14 protein-coding genes are annotated in these 18,741 nt (G+C 65.4%); 8 read left to right on the top strand and 6 right to left on the bottom strand.

Going from position 1 to position 18,741, the window contains the following annotated elements; translation table 11 throughout:
• Window positions 1–4 precede the first annotated feature (4 nt).
• Window positions 5–1,573, bottom strand: coding sequence for an acetolactate synthase large subunit (locus LDZ24_RS26155; protein ID WP_248324273.1), 1,569 nt, complete (start codon window positions 1,571–1,573; stop codon window positions 5–7).
• Window positions 1,574–1,961: 388 nt separating this feature from the next.
• On the opposite strand from LDZ24_RS26155, the gene LDZ24_RS26150 reads away from it, so the two are divergent.
• The 8 genes from LDZ24_RS26150 (at window position 1,962) to LDZ24_RS26115 (ending at window position 11,136) form a co-directional block, all read left to right on the top strand.
• On the top strand, window positions 1,962–2,756 hold the full coding sequence (locus tag LDZ24_RS26150) for a triacylglycerol lipase (protein ID WP_248324272.1): 795 nt from the start codon (window positions 1,962–1,964) through the stop codon (window positions 2,754–2,756).
• A gap of 52 nt (window positions 2,757–2,808) precedes the next feature.
• Complete coding sequence (locus LDZ24_RS26145; protein ID WP_248324271.1) at window positions 2,809–3,303, top strand: phasin family protein; 495 nt, start codon at window positions 2,809–2,811, stop codon at window positions 3,301–3,303.
• A gap of 71 nt (window positions 3,304–3,374) precedes the next feature.
• Window positions 3,375–4,970 (top strand): wax ester/triacylglycerol synthase family O-acyltransferase, encoded by a 1,596-nt coding sequence (locus LDZ24_RS26140; RefSeq protein WP_248324270.1) that lies wholly within the window; start codon window positions 3,375–3,377, stop codon window positions 4,968–4,970.
• Between the two features lie 192 nt (window positions 4,971–5,162).
• A complete protein-coding gene (locus LDZ24_RS26135; protein WP_248324269.1) occupies window positions 5,163–6,524 on the top strand; it encodes an MFS transporter in 1,362 nt (453 codons plus the stop codon).
• A gap of 27 nt (window positions 6,525–6,551) precedes the next feature.
• On the top strand, window positions 6,552–7,166 hold the full coding sequence (locus tag LDZ24_RS26130) for a hypothetical protein (RefSeq protein WP_248324268.1): 615 nt from the start codon (window positions 6,552–6,554) through the stop codon (window positions 7,164–7,166).
• Window positions 7,167–7,209: 43 nt separating this feature from the next.
• Entirely contained in the window at window positions 7,210–7,716 is a 507-nt protein-coding gene (locus LDZ24_RS26125; RefSeq protein WP_248324267.1) for an MOSC domain-containing protein, read from the top strand.
• 440 nt (window positions 7,717–8,156) lie between these two features.
• Window positions 8,157–8,993, top strand: coding sequence for an alpha/beta fold hydrolase (locus LDZ24_RS26120; RefSeq protein ID WP_248324266.1), 837 nt, complete (start codon window positions 8,157–8,159; stop codon window positions 8,991–8,993).
• Window positions 8,994–9,429: 436 nt separating this feature from the next.
• Complete coding sequence (locus LDZ24_RS26115) at window positions 9,430–11,136, top strand: AMP-binding protein (protein ID WP_248324265.1); 1,707 nt, start codon at window positions 9,430–9,432, stop codon at window positions 11,134–11,136.
• A gap of 57 nt (window positions 11,137–11,193) precedes the next feature.
• On the opposite strand, the gene LDZ24_RS26110 is transcribed toward LDZ24_RS26115, so the two are convergent.
• From LDZ24_RS26110 to LDZ24_RS26090, 5 genes are all read right to left on the bottom strand, one after another.
• Window positions 11,194–12,252: an NAD(P)-dependent alcohol dehydrogenase gene (locus tag LDZ24_RS26110; protein ID WP_248324264.1), complete on the bottom strand. Its 1,059-nt coding sequence runs from the start codon at window positions 12,250–12,252 to the stop codon at window positions 11,194–11,196.
• A 42-nt stretch (window positions 12,253–12,294) separates the two neighbouring features.
• Window positions 12,295–13,758, bottom strand: a complete 1,464-nt coding sequence (locus LDZ24_RS26105; RefSeq protein ID WP_248324263.1) for an acyl-CoA reductase — start codon at window positions 13,756–13,758, stop codon at window positions 12,295–12,297.
• A gap of 10 nt (window positions 13,759–13,768) precedes the next feature.
• Window positions 13,769–15,214 carry a hypothetical protein gene (locus tag LDZ24_RS26100; RefSeq protein WP_284506630.1) on the bottom strand — a complete coding sequence of 482 codons (1,446 nt, stop codon included), beginning with the start codon at window positions 15,212–15,214 and terminating at the stop codon, window positions 13,769–13,771.
• A 577-nt stretch (window positions 15,215–15,791) separates the two neighbouring features.
• A complete protein-coding gene (locus LDZ24_RS26095) occupies window positions 15,792–16,925 on the bottom strand; it encodes a formylglycine-generating enzyme family protein (protein WP_248324262.1) in 1,134 nt (377 codons plus the stop codon).
• Between the two features lie 56 nt (window positions 16,926–16,981).
• Window positions 16,982–18,649 carry a sulfatase-like hydrolase/transferase gene (locus LDZ24_RS26090; protein ID WP_248324261.1) on the bottom strand — a complete coding sequence of 556 codons (1,668 nt, stop codon included), beginning with the start codon at window positions 18,647–18,649 and terminating at the stop codon, window positions 16,982–16,984.
• Window positions 18,650–18,741 lie beyond the last annotated feature (92 nt).

Here is an 18,741-nt window from a genome sequence, read left to right as displayed (position 1 = left end):
CGCCTCAAATGCAAAGCTCGATCAGGAACGGGCCGGGACGTCGCACGGCCATCGCGAAGAGTTCGTTGAAGCGCGCCATGTCGCTCGCTCGGTCCGCTTCCACGCCCATGCCGCCGGCGATCTTCACCCAGTCGAGATCCGGATTGCCGATGTCCAGTATGTCCATCGCCGTCTTGCCCGCCGTCGCGCCCACGCTGGCGAGCTCGTGCTGGAGGATGGCGTAGCGGCGATTCGCGAGCAGCACCACGGTGACGTCGAGCTTTTCGCGCGCCATGCTCCACAGGGCTTGCGGCGTATACATCGCCGAACCGTCCGCCTGAAGCGCAATCACGCGCCGGCCCTTCGCGGCGACTGCCGCGCCCAGCGCGAGCGGGAGGCCATCGCCGATGGCGCCGCCCGTTAGCTGAAGCCAGTCGTGCGGCGCGGCGTGAACCGTCCCGGGATAGAAGGCGTGTCCGAAGCTCACGCTTTCGTCGACGACGATGGCCTCTTCCGGCATCAACGCGCTCAAGGTTTGCGCCACGGCCTGAGAACTTATCGCGCCTGTGCCGACGCGCGGCGTGGCCGAAGCGAACGCGGGAACGCGCACGGCCGGCGCCTTCAGCGCGTCGGCGAGACGCGCGAGCGCGTCGGGCAGATCGTCCTCGGGGCGCGCGAGGACGTGGATCGCCGCATCGTCCGGAAAGGGACGCGCAGGCTTGCCCGGATAGGCGAAGAAGTTGGCGGGCGCAGGCGTGCCCACCAGGACCACCTGACGAATGCTCGAGAGCCGGGCGCGTGCGGCATCGCCGGAGTAGGGCATGCGCTCGATCGGAAAGCGCCCGCGGCCACGCGGCACGCGTGCGTTGAAGGTCGTCGACATGAGCTGCGCGCCCGTCGCGGCCGCGATGCGATGGGCACAGGCCAACGCGTGTTCTTCGAGCGCCGCGCCGGCGAGCAGCAGCAACGACGGCTGATCCTGCCGCAACACACGCGCGATGCGCTCGATCTCGTCCGGCGACACGCTCGCCGCGCGATCGGGTTCGAGCGGCGCGGCAATCACGCCGCCGCTGTCCCAGCAGACATCCGACGGCAAGATCAGACTGGCGACTCCGCCGGGCGCGGCGCGGGCCGCCTGCACCGCGGCGGCGGCGGCCGCGCCGACGGCATCGGCCTGTTCGACGGTTCGGGTCCACACCGAGACGGGGCGCGCCCACGCTTCTGCGTCGGTGGTGAGCGGCGCGTCGTACTGACGGTGATGCGTCGCCTGATCGCCGATGAGGTTGACCACCGGCGTCTGCGCGCGCCGCGCGTTGTGCAGGTTCGCGAGACCGTTCGCGAGGCCCGGACCGCAGTGCAGCAGCGTGGCGGCCGGCTTGCCCGCGATGCGCGCATACCCGTCCGCCGCGCCGGTCACGACGCCTTCGAACAGGCCGAGCACGCAACGCATGGCGGGAATGCGATCCAGCGCCGCGACGAAATGCATCTCGCTCGTTCCCGGATTGGCGAAGCAGGTATCGACGCCGCAGGCCAGCAGCGTCCTGACGAGACTCTCGGCGCCGTTGATGGTGCTACACGCTTCGGACGTTGTCATGGGTCGTTCCGGAAAAGGGGGCTTGCGGCTCTGATCCGCACTGACCCGAAAGTATGAGCAACGAAGCTCGCGCGCGATTCCGGATTCGGGCGTCGGCCAGAGCCCGCAAAGCCGGGCCATTGCCATGACGAGCGTTGCGACTTCGGCGGCGCGTTCCGCGTTTCGCTGACGCGGCCGGCCTCGCATGGCATCGGCTAAAACGATCGCCCCGCGCGACGAGGCGCGCGATACCCCTATCTTCGAGGGGGTGTGCGCGCTGCGATTCCTGCCTATTCTCGACGCACTTTCCGCCTGTTGATCGCCGTCACGCACGGCGACGCTGCGCTTCGGCATGCAACAGACCGTTCGACATGCGCGGCGGCAACCCTCAATCAAACAAGGAATGCTCATGGATTCCCCGTCCGACCCTTCAGCGCCGCCGTCGAGATTTCTTCTGATGCTCGAATCCCGCGCGATCTGCGAGCTCGGCGCCTTTTACGCGGCCGTCCCGTTCCTCCAATTCGCGCCGACCGGCGACGGGCATCCGGTCCTCGTGCTGCCCGGCTTCGGCGCGAGCGACTTCTCGACCCGGCTCCTGCGGATGTTCCTGCGCAATCGCGGCTATCACGCGCTCGGCTGGACGCTCGGCGCGAATCTCGGCCCGCGCTCCGGCGTCGAAGACAACATGCGCGCGCAACTCGCCGACATCGCCGAGCGTGCCGGCCGCAAAGTCAGCGTGATCGGCTGGAGTCTCGGCGGCGTGTTCGCGCGGGAGCTTGCCCGCCATGCGCCGCAACTCGTGCGCAGCGTCATCACATTGGGCAGTCCGTTCGCGGGCGAGCCGAGAGCCAATCACGGCTGGCGCTGCTACGAGCACTTAAGCGGGCGCAAAGCCGACGACTGGCCGCAACGCGAACTCATGAAAGAGCCGCCGCCCGTGCCGAGCACGGCGATCTACAGCCGCAGCGACGGCGTCGTGGCATGGCAGGGCTGCCTCGAACGCGTGAGCGCGACCTCCGAGAACATCGAGGTCGAAAGCAGCCATTGCGGTCTCGGTCACCATCCCGCGGTGCTGTACGCAATCGCGGACCGACTCGCGCAGCCGGAAGGCCAGTGGCGGCCCTTCGACCGCGAGGCCGGCTGGCGGCGTTTCGTGTACGGCGACCCGGCTCGTGGGGACGGCCAGCGGCCTGCCGCCGCCTGAGTTCCCGCATTCAAAGCGTTCCACACCTGTACAACCCGCTCGAGGAGGATGCATGGCAAGCACGACGACGCAGGACCCTACGCCGCAAACCGAACAGCCGGCGTTTCCGCCGGGCCTGATCGCCTATGGCAATTTCATCGAACGCCTCCGGGCGCGCTATCTCAACTGGTCGGCGATGGCCGAATCGCATCGCAAGGATATCGACGCGCTGCTTCAGGCGAACCGCGATGCCTACGACGGCTTCCATGCCATCGTCGAGCGGCGCAACGCGCTGCTGCTCGAAGAACTGGCGCAATGGACCGAACTCATCAACGGCCTGACGGGTCCGCAGGCAATCGCACAGCGCGCCGAGATCGGGCAGAAGTCGCTCGCGCGGGCCATGCAGGGGATACGCGAGCTGATCGAGCTGGAAGGGTCCGTGCGCAACAGGACCTGGAAGGTGCTGCAAGACCGTGTGCAGGAAAGGGTCACGAATCTGCAAGGATCGTTGCAGCCGTCGGAAGCGCAGCAGCAGTCGCAAACGTCGCAGACGTCGCAAATGTCGTAATGGCCATCGGCAGGCGTACCCGGAGCGAGAGCGATCCGGGTCACGGAGTGCCATCGGCATCAGAAAACTATATGAATACGAGAGACACGGTAATGGACCATCTGAGCAGCACGGACGCTTCGTATCTGCATCTGGAGACACCCGAGACGCCGACGCATATCGGCAGTCTGATGCTTTTCGAGCTTCCGGACGGCTATAACGGCGATTTTTTCGAGGACGTCAAAGCGGTGCTCGCCAAGCGCCTGCATCTGTGCAGCCTGTTTCACCGGAAGCTCGCGCAAATGCCGTTCGAACTGGCCGATCCCATCTGGGTGGAAGACGACGATGTCGATATCGACTATCACGTTCGCAGTCTCACGTTGCGTCGGCCGGGCACCATGGCGCAACTGGAGCAGCTGGTCGCCCGGCTGCATTCGTCGCTCCTGGATCGCAGCCGGCCGTTGTGGGAAGCGTATGTGATCGACGGCCTGGAAAACGGCCAGATCGCGTATTACACGAAGGTGCATCACAGCACCATCGACGGCAAGGCCGCCGTGGAAATGGGCAAGGTGCTGTACGACGTTTCTCCGGTGATCCGCGAGGTGCCGCCCGCGCGCCGCACGCGCCGCAGCCACGCGAACCCGCTCGGCGTCATTGAACTGTTGCAGGCCGCTGTCTCCAACACCACGAAGATGTACAGCGACATCGGCGCGTTGCTGCCGACGGCTTTCATGGCGCTCGGCACCGCGACGCAGGCGGTCGCTTCGCGCAAGCTGACCGAGGACAAGCGCAGCCTCGACCTCGGGATCGCGCCGAAGACCATTTTCAATGCGTCGATCACCAATCAGCGTTCGTTCACCACCATGTCCTTGCCGTTCGAGGAGATGAAGTCGCTCAGCAAGGCGGTGGGCGGCACGGTGAACACGCTCGTCATGGCCATGTGCAGCGGCGCGTTGCGGCGCTTTCTGGCCGAGCGCAACTTGCTGCCCGACAGCTCGTTGATCGCGATGGTGCCGGTCAGCCTGCGCAGCGACGACGACCGGTCCATGAACAATCAGGTGTCCGCGGTTCGCGTCGATCTCGCGACCGACATTGCCGACCGCGCCGAGCGCTTCAAGGCGATCCACGCGTCGTCGGAGTCGGCGAAGGCCATCGTCCGCGAATTGAAGCCGGTGCTCGGCGCGCAGGTGCCGGTCTTCGGCGCGCCGTGGCTGATGACGGGCATGGCTTCGCTCTTCGGGCGAACCGATTTGCAGAGCCGCTTGCCGAGCGTCGCCAATGTGCTGATTTCGAACGTTCCCGGCCTGCCGACCACGCTTTATATGGCCGGCGCCCGCATGGTGCATTACTACCCGGTGGCGATTCCGTATCACGGGCTCGCGGTGAACATCACCGTGCAAAGCTACGCCGGGTCGATGGAATTCGGCATCACGGCGTGCAGGCATGTGCTGTCGCAGGAAGAGTCGCAGGAACTCATCGGGCATCTCGTCGCGGAACTGGAGGCGATTCGCCGACTGAAACCCGCAGAGACGCAGGCCGTTGCGACCGAGCCCGCCGTCATGCAGGAAGAGGTGGCATCGGCAAATGAAGCGCCCGCGCCAGTGGACGCGCCCGTCCGACGCGCGCCCGGCCGAAAGCGCGCGCAGAGTCTCGCGGCAACGGAACCGTCGCAAGCCGCATCGAAATGATGTTCGCGACGCGGCGCGCGTGCGTGTCCCGCGGATGCGCATGACGCCTGCATGCACCGCTAGATAGACGGCGGTGCATGCGAGCGACGCATCGAGGCATGACGCAATTCAGGCACGCGTTTAATACATCGAAGTACGAAGCATTATCCTTCTACGCAAACCAGAACATATCAACATGTGAGGAGCAGCTTCATGAGCCAGTTGAACGAACCGGCCGCGCTGTCAGGCGGGGCTATGGTGCAGGAGGAGAGCGCGGCTTATCGCAAGGTGATCGGACGCCTGATGCCGTTTCTGCTCATCGCGTTCATGATCAACGCGATCGACCGGGTGAACATATCGTTCGCGAAGCTGGGCATGGCGCACGACATCGGCCTGAGCGACGCCGCCTATGGCCTGAGCGCAGCCGTGTTCTATCTGGGATATGTGCTGTTCGAAGTCCCGGCCAATCTCTATCTGCAACGTGCCGGCGCGCGGGCCACGCTCACGCGCATCATGATCCTGTGGGGCGCGGTCACGATGCTGACCGCGTTCGTGAAGAGCCCGAATCAGCTCATCGCGATGCGCTTTCTGCTCGGCGTCGCGGAGGCAGGCTTTCTCTCCGGCATGATCCTGTATCTCAGCTACTGGTTTCCGTCCGCGTTGCGCGGGCGCATTACCGCTGCGTTTCTGATGTCGGGCGTGGTGGCGGGCATCCTCAGCGGACCGTTCGCTGGCTGGATCATGACGCATGTCGGCCACGACGCGTGGCTGCGCGACTGGCAAGCGCTCTTCGTCGTCGAAGGCATGCCCGCGGTCGTCATGGGCGTCGTCGCGTGGTTCTGGCTGACGGACCGGCCCGCCCGCGCGCAGTGGCTCACTGACGCGCAGAAGCAGGTGATCGCCGCGGCGCTGGCCGCAGAGCATCAGCAAGCGGCGGGACACGCATCGTTCGCGCAGGTGCTGCGCAACCCGATCGTCTACGTGATGGGACTCGTGTACTTCTGCATCTACGGCGGATCCAACACGGTTTCCTACTGGATGCCGACGCTGATCCGCAGCATGGGCATCGATAATCTGAGCACGATCGGGGCGTTAGCCAGCCTGCCCTATGTAGTGGCGCTCGCCGGCATGTACCTTCTCGGGCGCAGTTCCGATCGCCGTCAGGAAAGGCGCTGGCATCTCGCGCTGACCATGTGCGCCGGGGCCGGCTGCTTCATCGCGCTGGGCTTCGCGCGCGGCCATCTGGCGTTGTCCATCGCGCTGATGAGCGTCGGCTGCGCGGCGGCACTGTCGGCAATCTCGCTCTTCTGGACGATCCCGCCGGCCTTGCTCAAACCGGGCGGCGCGGCGGGCGGCATCGCGATGATCAGCAGCATCGGCACGACGGCGGGCATCGTCAGTCCTGCGGCGGTCGGCGCGATACAGTCCGCGACGGGAAGCCTGTACGTGGCTTTCGACGTGATGGCGTTCGGTCTGATCGGCGGGGCGCTCGTGCTGTTGGTCGCATTGCGGCGCGCTTCGGCTCCGGCCACGCTTGCCGTCGCGCCAACCGGCAGTCAACGCGAATCCGCATGATGGCTGGCGCCGCGCGCCCCGCATCTCATGGGCACGCGGCGTGCTCCGTGCCTCCAGCCTCAACATCGAAAGCGAAGTGGCATGAACATCGTCTGTGTGGCTTGGGGGTCGTTGCTATGGAATCTAAAAGGGTTCCCCATCGACGGAGAATGGCGCGAGGGCGGTGCGCTGCTTCCGCTGGAGTTCGCGCGTCATTCGGACGGCGAGATCGTGAGTCTGGTCGTCCTGGAATCGGGACCGTTGCAACCCACATTTTGGGCACGGGTCGCTCTCGACTCCCTCGACGCCGCGCGCGAGGCGTTGCGCGCGCGCGAGGATGTCCGCGCCAATGTAGTCGAATGGATCGGGAGCATTCCCGCGCCTCATGGCATGGCGTATCCGCAATCGCATGCCATCGCGTCATGGCTCGAACGCAACGGGGCCGACGCCGTGATCTGGACGGCGCTGCCGCCCAAATCGCGCGAGGTCAACGGCCGCATGCCGAGTGTCGATGAAGCGGTGACCTACCTCCAATCGCTCGGCGAAGAAGAACGCATCCGCGCCGAAGCCTATGTCCGGCAATCGCCCGCCGGCATCCGGACGCCGTTTCGCGAGCGCTTCGAGGACGCGTTCGGCTGGACGCCGACCAGCGCCGATAGCTGAACCGCGCGAGAATGGCCCACTGCCGCGCTGCGCTCATTCACCGATGCCGCTCAATCCCGATTCCCCGCTGACTCGCCTCATGCTCGCGCCGGTTCGCTCGGGCCATGTAGTCTGGATCGGCCTGCGCGCGGCGCGGCGCGCGCCGCTCGTGGAAGTGCGCTCGGTTCGCGCATCGACGAACGAAGGGCTCGAAGGCGATCACTACAGCCGCACGCGCGGCAACCGACAAGTCACGCTGATCGCAGCCGAAAGTCTGCGGGCGATTGCGAGCCATCTCGGGCGCGAGCACGTCTCGCCACTGGATCTTCGGCGCAACATCGTCACCGAGGGCATCAACCTGAACGCGCTGAAGGACCGGCAGGTCCGCATCGGCGGCGCGGTTCTTCTGGTGACGGGTGAATGTCATCCCTGTTCGCGGATGGAAGAAACGTTCGGTGTCGGCGGATACAACGCGGTGCGAGGTTTCGGAGGCGTCACGGCTCGCGTCGTGGAAGAGGGCGTCATCGAGACCGGCAGTCTGGTCGAGCCGGTCGGTACTACGCAACTGTGACGCGCAACGGCGGACGACGGCAGGCATCTCATCGGCCGCGCATAGCGGACTCACCGCAAGACGTTCGTCAACCGGCTTACTGCTGGTGCACGACAGGCGCAGCAATCATGCAGATATCGCTGAATCAGTGAACACTCGCACCGGCTTCGCGCACGGCGGCGTCATCGTGCGCAACGCGCCGCGCCGTTCATTCGGCTAAGCGTTGAGCATCGCATCGTCCCCAACTCTGTTATCCGGACACCTTCGTTGCAAGGCACGTCGCACCAGTGCAACAATGCATTGCATCCGCCGCTCTTCCACCAAGATGCCGGCGTCCGTACTCTCCCCACATCGCGTTGCGTACTTCGTCGTACCAGCCGCCACTCACGGTAGCGGTTGTCATATTGGCGCCGGAAAATGATCGCCGGCTCATGCTCTATAACGTCAAAAAGGAAACGACCATGCCGTACGTCACAACGAAAGACAACGTCGAAATCTTCTACAAGGACTGGGGTCCGAAGGATGCGCAGCCGATCGTCTTCCATCACGGCTGGCCGTTGTCTTCCGACGACTGGGACGCGCAGATGCTCTTCTTCGTGCAGAAGGGTTATCGCGTGATCGCTCATGACCGGCGCGGTCATGGCCGCTCGACGCAGGTCTCGGAAGGGCACGACATGGACCACTACGCGGCGGACGCCTTTGCCGTCGTCGAGGCGCTCGACCTGCGCAATGCGGTGCATATCGGCCATTCGACGGGCGGCGGCGAAGTGGCGCGCTATGTGGCAAAGCACGGCGAACCGGCGGGGCGCGTGGCCAAGGCCGTGCTCGTCAGCGCCGTGCCGCCGCTCATGCTCAAGACCGAAGCGAATCCCGAAGGTCTGCCGCTCGACGTGTTCGACGGCTTTCGGAAGGCGCTCGCCGACAACCGCGCGCAGTTTTTCGTCGATGTTCCCGCAGGCCCGTTCTACGGATTCAATCGTCCGGGCGCGACCGCGCATCAGGGCGTGATCCAGAACTGGTGGCGCCAGGGCATGATGGGCAGCGCCAAGGCGCACTACGACGGCATCAAGGCGTTCTCCGAGACGGACCAGACGGAAGACTTGCAATCCATCTCCGTGCCGACGCTCGTGCTGCACGGCGAAGATGATCAGATCGTGCCCATCGCCGATGCCGCGCTCAAGTCCATCAAGCTGCTCAAGAACGGCACGCTGAAGACGTACCCCGGCTTCTCGCACGGCATGCTGACGGTCAACGCGGAAACGCTCAACGCCGACCTGCTCGCGTTCATTCAGTCCTGAGCGACAGGTTCAGGCGACCCATGCCGGGCTCGCGCAAGCGAGCCTGCGCTGCACGCGGCGGCGCGCGGCTCCGTGAGGAGTCCGCGGCTGCCGCGTTCGTCATTCAGGCACCGCTGCGTGCCACCGCGCCCCGGCCGCCGGGCGCATGTTCCCGAATACAATCCGAGTCCGAGCTCGCCCTAAGCTGCGCCGCTCCCGCTTAAGCACGCGCTTCATCCATTTCCGCTGCCGCGTCCCCCCTATTTACGGGTGGGCGACGCAGAACGGTATCAGCGTATTGTTGTGTCAGCTCGCGTACGACGGCGGCGCGCCCGCGACGGCATTGCGCCGGCACCGTTGCAGCGAGCGAGCGTCAGCCTTCGGCCGAGGCGGCACGCGCGGCAGACGCCCACCAAGCCCGGACGCGGCACATCATCAAAAAATAATGGGAGACATCATGAGCGGTACGAATTCGGGAACTCTGGTTCATCGCTTTCTGCACTGGGAGCAAGCGCAACCCGACGCGATCTATCTGACCGAACCGACGCCGGACGGACACGTCGTCGACTACACGTGGAAGGACGTCGGCGACGAGGCGCGGCGCATGGCCGGCTGGCTGCGCTCGTTACAGTTGCCGCCAGGCAGCTCCATCTCCATCGTCGGCAAGAACAGCGCGCACTGGATCATCGCGGATCTGGCCATCTGGCTCGCCGGGCACGTTTCGGTGCCGCTCTATCCCACGATCAATCCCGATACCGCCCAATACGTCTTCGAGCATTGCAACGTGCGCATGGTATTCGTCGGCAAGCTCGACGGCGTAACCGACGCATGGAACGCCATCCGCAAGGTGGTTCCCGCGAACGCGCGGCTCGTCGGACTGCCGATGTCGCCGCCCACGCCCGATGCGTCGTGGTGGAGCGATATCGTCGCCGACACCGCGCCGCTCGAAGACGTGCATCTGCCTTCGCCCGACGAACTCGCGACGATCATCTACACCTCGGGCAGCACCGGGCGTCCGAAGGGCGTCATGCACAGCTTCGGCACCATCTACGCCTACGCCACGCGTTCGGGCGACTTCGGCGGCTACACGCCGGCCGACCGCGTGCTCTCTTATCTGCCGCTCGCCCACACGGCGGAGCGTTCCTTCGTCGAGTCCAATTCGCTGTGCCGCGGCTTTCGCGTGTTCTTCAACGACAGCCTCGCCACGTTCGCGCAGGACTTGCTGCGGGCGCGGCCCACGGTCTTTATCTCCATGCCGCGCCTGTGGACCAAGTTCTATCAGGGCATCTGCGCGAAACTGCCGCAAGAGCAACAGGCGGTGCTGCATACGGACACGCCCGAAGCCGCCGCGCTCAAGCGCCGGATTCTGACCATGCTCGGCCTCGACGCCACGCGGCTCGCGTTCACCGGCTCCGCGCCGCTGCCGGAGCAGATCACGAACTGGTATCGCGCGCTCGGGCTCGAACTGCTGGACGTCTACGGCATGACGGAGAACTTCTCGTATTCGCACTACAGCCGCCCGGGCCTCGTGCGCCTCGGCTATTCCGGTCAGGCGATGCCCGACGTCGAATGCAAGATCGCCGAAAACGGCGAGATTCTGCTCAAGTCGCCCACGATGATGCTCGGATACTATCGCCAGCCCGAACTGACCGCCGAGAGTTTCACGGAAGACGGCTTCTTCAAGACGGGCGATCGCGGCGAGCTCGACGAGATCGGCCGGCTGAAGATCACCGGTCGCGTGAAGGAGATCTTCAAGACGAGCAAGGGCAAATACGTGGCCCCGGCGCCGATCGAAAACCGGCTGAGTCATCCGAAGGTGGAAGCGGTCTGCGTCACGGGACCGGCGTTCGCGCAACCGTTCGCGCTCATGATGCTGTCGGCGGCGGCACAGGGCGACCTCGACGCCCCGGCGACGCGCGAAGCGTTGCGCGCGGAACTGAGCGCGTTGCTGGACAACGTGAATGCGACGCTGGAAGACCATGAGAAACTGGACTTCATCGTGGTGGTCAAGGATTCGTGGCGGATCGACAGCGGCCTGCTCACGCCGACGATGAAGATCAGGCGCGGCAGTATCGAGGAGCGTTACCTGTCGGCTGCCCGCGCGTGGGCCGAACTCGGGCAATCGGTCATTCTCGAAGACGAAGTGCTGCAAGCGCAACACTGACGCTGCGGGAGCGTCGCCCGGAACGCCGCGCGCTTCTGAAAGCGCGCGGCGTTTTGCTTATCGAAGCGCGTCCTTCATCGAGGCCATGTCGATCACGAAGCGATATTTCACGTCGTTCGCGAGCATGCGCCTGAACGCCGTGTTGATCTCACCGACGCTCACCATCTCGCAGTCCGGCACCACCTGATGCTCCGCGCAGAAGTCCAGCAACTGCTGCGTGGCAGCCAGACCGCCCATCAGGGAGCCGGCAATCGAGCGATTGTTGATCATCAGCAACGCGCCGTGAATGGGCGCGAGCGGCTCCAGTGCGCCGACCAGCGCCAGCACGCCGTTGCGGCCGAGCAGCATGAGATACGGGTTGACGTCGTGCTGCTTAGGGATCGTGTCCAGCACGAGATCGAAGCGGCTCGCCGCCGCCTTCATGGCTTCGGCGTCTTTCGCGACCAGAACGTGTTGTGCGCCGAGCGCATGCGCGTCGCTCATCTTTCCCGGCGATGTCGTGATGACGGTGACTTCCGCGCCGAGCGCGACGGCGAGCTTCACCGCCAGGTGCCCGAGCCCGCCGAGACCGGCCACCGCGACTTTCGAGCCCGGTCCGACGCCGTGCTTGCGAAGCGGCGTCCATACGGTGATGCCGGCGCACAGAAGCGGCCCGGCGAAACGCAGGTCGAGCGCCTCCGGCACGCGCAACACGAACTTCTCGCGCACCACGATGTGTTCCGAATAGCCGCCGTACGTGTCTTCGCCCGTGTGCCGGTCGCGGCCGTTATACGTGAGCGTCGGACCGTGCGCGCAGCTTTGCTCCTCGCCTTCGGAGCAGGGCGCGCAATGTTGGCAGCTATCGACGAGACAGCCCACCGCCACGCGGTCGCCCACCTTGTACTGCCGCACGTCCGAACCGACCGCCGTCACATGGCCGACGATCTCGTGGCCCGGCACGAGCGGATAGCGCGAGCTGCCCCAGTCGTTGTGGACATAGTGCGCGTCCGTGTGGCAGATGCCGCAATAAGCAATGGCGATGGCGACGTCGTCCGGGCGCAGTTCGCGCCGTTCGATACTGAGCGGAGTGAAATCGGCGTGAGCTTCGGGTACGCCGAAAGCGGTGCATGATGTCATGGAGTCCTCGGTGGTTGGATTGTTGATGCGCGCGCGCGGCGCTCAGAGATCGATCGACGGCCGCATCCACGGCGCGGGCGTCGCATCGGGCGATGCAATCTGGTGGGAAATCCACTTGCCCATGCGACGCATCGGCTCGATGGCGTCTTGCGGCGCCTGCCACTTCATCGCCGCTGCGTAGCCGAGCGAAACGATGCGCTGCGCCCCGTAAAGCGGCAGCACGTTCTTCAGCGCGTCCTTGATGCTTTCCGGATAGACGCCGACGGTTTGCGTGTAGGCGTCGACCGCGTCCATCACTTCGTCGAGCGAATCGACGGGAACGAGGTTCGCCGTGCGGTCGTCGAGACTCGCGGCGAACGGCACCGCTTCGGGAAGCTGCGAGCAGATGATCGCGCCTTCGCCATCGGCGCCGCCGATCACGCGATACCACTCGTCGTCGACGCGCAGCGCGTCCACGTGCGCCTTGAGCTGCCGGTCGTAATGCCGCGGCTTCGTCGAGAGCGTGTTCGGAAGTCGGGCGAGGGCGTCGTAGACGTATCGGCCGAAGGTGTTGAGCCGTTGCAGGCCCGCCGCGTCGGTGCCGCTTTGCACGTACACGACGCGCGCGCACACGCAGCCTTTCTGGTTCAGCGCGCCGATATCGCTCGCGAGCCGCAGCGCCGCTTCCTGCATCGCGCGCTCGTCGTCGAACGTCTCGCGGCCGATGATGCTCGCGCTGCGCTTCGGGTCGAGCGAAATGAGTTCGAGGCCCGGCTGGATATAGCGCGTGACGTGCCGCAGCGACGCGAATCCGCCCCACGCGACGATCTTCTCGATGTTGTGCGGCTGATAGAGCCGCGCCTCGAACGCCTCGTCGCCGCCCTTCCAGTACGCGACGCTCAGGTGACGCGTGAGCGGATGATCGGGCGCCATGTCGACCATCGTGCGCGCGATGGCGAGCGCGGTGAACGGATCGTTCGACGGCGCCTTGATGATCGCGTCGCTGCGCAAGACCATGTTGCGCAGAATCGTGATGAGCGACAGCGGCACCGCGTTGCCCGCGACGATATGCAGCGTGCGCGCGCCGAAGCAACGGGTTTCGAGCTCGGTGCCGTCGAGCAGGCGCTCTCTCACCCAGCCTTCGAGATAGCGAATGCCCACGGTTTTCTCGACCATCTCCGTGATGAACTCGCGGCCGAGCAGGTTCCTGAGACCTATGTACGCGCCCTTGACGATGCTCGGCGTCACGGGCGCGGTCAGATACGAGAGCTCGCAGGCTTCCTGAAGGTAAGGGTTCTTCGCGAAGTCGAGACGCTCGCCGAGGGCTTGCGCATAGTCGAGGATGTCCTCGAAGCGCAGCGCGTACAGGTCGGCGAGGCGCGCGGGGTTGGAAAGCGGCAGCGCGTCGGCGTAGCGGTGGGCGTCGGGCGTGAGGAACGCGAGATCGCCGCCGCGCCCGCCCACTTCGATCAGATTGTCGGTGATGACTTCGCCGCGAATGATCATCGGGGCGATGGGCATGGACATGTGCATGGCTTCAGTTCTCGAGACGGTTCAGAAAATCCATGGCTTCCTGATGCGAGCTTTCGGTCGCCGCGCAGGTGATCTTGTCGTCGCCGCCGTTTTTCTCGCTGTATCGCTGGATCGGCCCCACGACGTAACGCGCGGGCCGCCCGCACGCGCACGGCTCGTCCCAGTCGATCGTGATTTCATCGCCGGTGATGAAGCCGCCCCAGCGCGCATCGGCGCCCAGATCGAAGAAGGCGGCGCGCCCGGTCACGCGTCCGGCGCGCGGCAGCGGCCGGCTCGTCTCGGGATCGAGCAGATACGGAATGACGGTCGGCGCGAAGTGAAAGTGGCCGTGCTCGCAGCGCGCGTGCGAGCCGCCGACGATCTCGGACATCGCATAGGTCTCGTTCAGGTGCTTTGCGCCCGTGAAGCGCAGCACGTCCTCGCGCCAGCCAGCGGGCGGCGTCACGCCTTTCGCGCCGCCGGTCGTCGTGATGTACGAATCGGCATGGAACACGGCTTCGAGTCCGCGTTCCAGACCGGCCTTCGCCATGGCGTGCAGCAGGTTCCACGTCGCGCCGATGAACACGCGCTGGCCGCGCAAGTCCGACGCCATCTGCTCGAAAAAGCGCGCGAGGTGCCCCGGCATGTCGGCCTGAAGCTGGTCGAATGCTTTCTTCTTCGCCATCAGTTCCGGACTGATTGAGAGGCGGTCGAGCGTGCCTTTCGCCTGATGAGCGCGAATCTTCGCGCCGAGATGCAGCACATCCGAGGACAGCGTGGCGGGATAGGCGCAGTGAAAATGCGCTTCGTCGGGCAAGAGCGCCGGAATCAGGAACTCGTTGGCGCGGACGTGCGACAGATAGCCGTGCCGATAGTACGGATAGACCGTGTGCAGTTGCGGCGAAGGCGTATCGGGACCGGCCGTATTCCAGACGATCATGCGGCGCAGGGCCGCCGTCTTCTCCCATTCCCGCGTGCTGTTCGGCAGAAACGACAGCGTGCCCGACGTGCCGGACGTATGGCTGATGCGAAACTGTGGCACCGCGCGATCCATGGTTGCGAACCAGTCGTCGAGGCCGGTGCAGCGGCTCACGTCGGCGGCGGCGATGGCCTCGGCCAGTTCGGGCGTGACGAGCTTGCCGATCCACCGGTTGATCTGCGCGAACTGCTTTTTCTCCAGCAGCGACGGCGGATACGACTTGTACATCGTGTGTTCGAAGAGCAGCGGCACGATGTCGTCGAACTCATCGACGCTTTCGATGCCTTCGCCGTCCGCCAGCTTCTTGAGCGTCGGGACGCGGTCGCGCAGGTCGGCGAAGCGCTGTTGCAAAGCCGCGAGTTGGAGTGCATCCACTTCGGCGCGCGGCATGTGGTTCCAGCGCTGATGCGAATAGTCAGCGAGTGCGGCGGGCGCGTTGAGAAGCAGGGACACCTTGCTTTTTAGAGATGTGTCTTCGGTTGGCAGAGTCATGTCGAGAATGGATTCGGGCGGCAGCAATGACGGAAAGGCGGCGCGCGGACGCGCGCCGCTCTGATGGTCGTGCCAGACAAGTATCTGCGCGCGAACGTCAGCGGGATTCCGGATTCGCCTTACCGCGAGCGCCCGAGCCGACGCGCCTGTGCGACGGCGATGCGTCGTGCATTCGGAATTTTGCTGAGGCGGGGTTGTGGCGCGCGGTTAGAAGAAAGCCGAAGTCGAGTCGGGGGACAGATGTTTTGCTGTCGCCCGACGGCGAACGCCGGTCGTTGCGGACATTAACGCGAATGATCAATTCGGATGCCGAATGACTTACACGGCGCTGCACCCGAAGGTCCCGGCCAGCGCGGTCGTGCTTCAAGGGGCAGAAAGCAAATGCGCTGCTGCTAATAGAGCGCCGAGGGCCAGAACCCTTGCGCTCGCCCGACCGCGACCGCGGGCGGTCCCGGACTCGGCTCGGATCGGCGTTTCGGAAAGATAAAGACATGCGCCGCGCCTGACGCTCGCCGCCGACGTCCCGCGCCGTTCCGACTCCAAATCCGGCCAGCATAAGCGCGGCCGGATCCTGCCATCAACGGCTATTCGCCCGCTCCGCGTTCCACTCGCTTTGGTCCATCGCCAGGCGGAAACCGAGGTGCGACATGCCGTTCATCGGATCGGTGCCGCGCCGTGCGCTCACGCGGTAGCTCTGGCAATACGTTTCGCTGCACAGAAACGAGCCGCCGCGCGTCACGCGTTCAGGCGCGTAGGCGGTGGGGCCGTTCTCCGGATCGAAACTCTGCGAGGGTCCAGCCGGATTGCTCACGATACCGCCGCGAGCCGCCTCGATGCGAAACGCGTCCGCGCGATACCAGTCCGCGACCCACTGCCACACGTTGCCCGCCATGTCGAAGAGGCCATAGCCGTTCGCCGGAAAACTGCCGACCGGCGACGTGCCGACCTGCACCTTCTCGTGCGCGTCCGGCAGATTGACGGGAAAGACGTGGGCGCTGTCGTTCCAGGTGTTGGCCATCTGCCGGCCGCCCGGCGCGAATTCCGCGCCCCACGCGAAGTCCGCCTGTTGCAAGCCGCCACGCGCGGCGTACTCCCATTCGGCCTCCGTCGGCAGCCGCTTGTGCGCCCAGCGCGCATAGGCGAGCGCGTCCTCGTACGACACCTGCACGACCGGATGATTTTCCTTGCCGGCGATGCTGCTGTCCGGCCCGGTCGGATGCCGCCAGTTCGCGCCGGGCACGAACTTCCACCAGCGCGTGTAGTCGTTGAGCGGCACCGGGGCGTCGGTGCCGGTGAAGACGAGGGCGCCGGGGACCAGCGTGCTCTCGGGCGGCCGAGAAGTGCCCGGCGGCAACTGCACTTGCAGATCTTCCCAGCGAGGCTTGCGCTCGGCCGTGGTCACATAGCCGGTCGCCGCGACGAAGCGCGCGAATTCGGCATTCGTCACGTCGTGTCGATCGATCCAGTATCCGCCGAGCTTGACCGTGTGCGCCGGGCCTTCGTTCGGCAGGGCGTGCGGGTGAGCGCTGCCCATCGTGAACGTGCCGCCCGGTATCCACACCATGTCGTTCGGGCCGCTGCGGCCGTCGCCGACGGTGAGCGCCGCCGGCTCGCGCCGCTCGTATTCGTAGTACGCGAGAGCGGAGCCCGCCAGCGCGACGGCAAGCGCGACGACGCCCGCACAGCGCCGTTGTCGAATCGTGAGCTTCATGTCGAGTCTCGTTCAGGCCGTGGCGCCCGCCTTCGCGCGAACGCGGGCGCCGCGGATTACTTCAGCGAAATCTGGTGCCGCGGCGGATATTTCTTGAGCACGTCGCGATACCGCTGCATCTCCATCACGAGCGGCACCGAAACCGGAATGTGCCGGACAGCAATGGACTCCTCTTCTTTCGGGTCGCTGTACAGGTTGAAGACGAGCCCGGCCCACGCCGACTGCATCGTGCCGGAAAAGCCGCCGTTGTAGCCTTGCCGCGTGACGGAATCGCCCACTTGCATCTTCTGCATCAGCTTGAATTCGTCGACGCGCACCGCCGAGAGTTCGTCGTTCCAGAAGTAGAAGATGCTACGCCGGTTCGACACGCCTTTGTCGGCGAGCAGGAACGAAGTCTGATCGATGCCGTCGATATAGCTGCTCGCCGGCACGAGCTTCGACACAGCCGCGCCGGGCTGACCGGCGAGCGCCACCGACGTGTTGAAGATGTCCGCGAAATCGAACAGGCCGTCCGAGCGGCGCGGCTCGATCATGCCTTTCCAGTAGACGAAGAACGGCGAGCGCACGCCACCTTCCCAGGTCGACCCCTTGCCGCCGCGAAACATCGTGCGTCCGGCGGGCTGCACTTCCTGTTCGGGCCCGTTGTCGGAGGCGAAGAAGATGATGGTGTTCTCCAGCTCGCCATTGGCTTCTAGCGTGTCGATCATCTTCTTGAAGATGTCGTTCACCTCGACGATGCAGTCGCCGTAGTTCGTGCGCGCCGCCGAACGGCCGCGGTAGTAGTCGTTCGGATAATTGTCGAAGTGACAGGCGCGCGGCGCGTAATAGAGAAAGAAGGGCTTCGCGGCGTCCTTCTGCCGGTCGAGGAACGCGACCGTGTAGTCCAGCCACTTCTGGTCGAGATCCTTGATGGTGTCCGTGTTGATCTCGTAAAGGTTTTCGATCTTGCCGCCCTTCACCGCATGAACGTCGCTCTTGTTGAACGGCAGGTTCAGGACATAGCGATACCGCTCCGGACTAAGCGCGACCTCGGGGTTGTACTGCGGATCGCGCCATTCCGTGTACATGTCGGAGACGGAGAGGAACCCGCGGAAGTCGTCGAAGCCGACGTTCTGCGGCTGCGAACCTTCGTTCTCGCCGATATGCCACTTGCCGACCGCCTGGGTCGTATAGCCCGCACGCGACAGCAGTTCGGGCAGGGTGGTGAGTCCCGCCAGTCCGCCGGGCTGACCGTACATCGGCGGCACCTGAATGCCGTGATGCGCCATGTTCTGGCCGGTCATGATGGTGGCGCGCGTGGGCGAGCAGCTCGGCTGCGAATACGCCGAACTCAGAATGAGACTTTGCTTCGCGATGCGGTCGACGTCCGGCGTCGCGTTGCCCACGGCGTCGCCGCCGCCGTTGAAGCCGAAGTCGCTGTAGCCGACGTCGTCGAGCAGAAAGACGACGATGTTCGGCCGCTTGCCGGTCTTGCCGCGCAGCGCCGCGAGCTTTTGCGCTGCCTCGTCGGCCTGATCGGCGTGCTCGACGACGGGCTCCATGTTGTCCGCGATCTTCGTGGCGCGGCGCGCGAGATACTGGTTCGGCTGGTTGTAGCCGGGCAGGTTCTCGACCCGCGTGGGCTGCGTGATGGAAGGGCTGACGGATGGCGCCGCGAGCGTCTGGCTCGCCGCGATGACGGCCGCCGACGCGGCCAGCAGCAGAGCCGGGATGAAACGTTTCATGCTGTCTCCGATGGTTGTGTGCCCGCCGGACGGGCGGCGAGTCAGTGCCGGCGAGCGCGGCGCGCGACGCGCTGGCAAGCCGATGCCGCAAG

Source organism: Caballeronia sp. Sq4a, assembly GCF_023170545.1.
Lineage (GTDB): Bacteria > Pseudomonadota > Gammaproteobacteria > Burkholderiales > Burkholderiaceae > Caballeronia.
The sequence above is the reverse complement of the archived record's forward strand: the minus strand, read 5'-3'. Positions and strand labels throughout refer to the sequence as shown.

Coding starts and splice junctions, on each gene's coding strand:
- LDZ24_RS26155 (WP_248324273.1), bottom strand. CDS start 1,573: ATGACAACGTCCGAAGCGTGTAGCACCATCAACGGCGCCGAGAGTCTC.
- LDZ24_RS26150 (WP_248324272.1), top strand. CDS start 1,962: ATGGATTCCCCGTCCGACCCTTCAGCGCCGCCGTCGAGATTTCTTCTG.
- LDZ24_RS26145 (WP_248324271.1), top strand. CDS start 2,809: ATGGCAAGCACGACGACGCAGGACCCTACGCCGCAAACCGAACAGCCG.
- LDZ24_RS26140 (WP_248324270.1), top strand. CDS start 3,375: ATGAATACGAGAGACACGGTAATGGACCATCTGAGCAGCACGGACGCT.
- LDZ24_RS26135 (WP_248324269.1), top strand. CDS start 5,163: ATGAGCCAGTTGAACGAACCGGCCGCGCTGTCAGGCGGGGCTATGGTG.
- LDZ24_RS26130 (WP_248324268.1), top strand. CDS start 6,552: ATGGGCACGCGGCGTGCTCCGTGCCTCCAGCCTCAACATCGAAAGCGA.
- LDZ24_RS26125 (WP_248324267.1), top strand. CDS start 7,210: ATGCCGCTCAATCCCGATTCCCCGCTGACTCGCCTCATGCTCGCGCCG.
- LDZ24_RS26120 (WP_248324266.1), top strand. CDS start 8,157: ATGCCGTACGTCACAACGAAAGACAACGTCGAAATCTTCTACAAGGAC.
- LDZ24_RS26115 (WP_248324265.1), top strand. CDS start 9,430: ATGAGCGGTACGAATTCGGGAACTCTGGTTCATCGCTTTCTGCACTGG.
- LDZ24_RS26110 (WP_248324264.1), bottom strand. CDS start 12,252: ATGACATCATGCACCGCTTTCGGCGTACCCGAAGCTCACGCCGATTTC.
- LDZ24_RS26105 (WP_248324263.1), bottom strand. CDS start 13,758: ATGTCCATGCCCATCGCCCCGATGATCATTCGCGGCGAAGTCATCACC.
- LDZ24_RS26100 (WP_284506630.1), bottom strand. CDS start 15,214: ATGACTCTGCCAACCGAAGACACATCTCTAAAAAGCAAGGTGTCCCTG.
- LDZ24_RS26095 (WP_248324262.1), bottom strand. CDS start 16,925: ATGAAGCTCACGATTCGACAACGGCGCTGTGCGGGCGTCGTCGCGCTT.
- LDZ24_RS26090 (WP_248324261.1), bottom strand. CDS start 18,649: ATGAAACGTTTCATCCCGGCTCTGCTGCTGGCCGCGTCGGCGGCCGTC.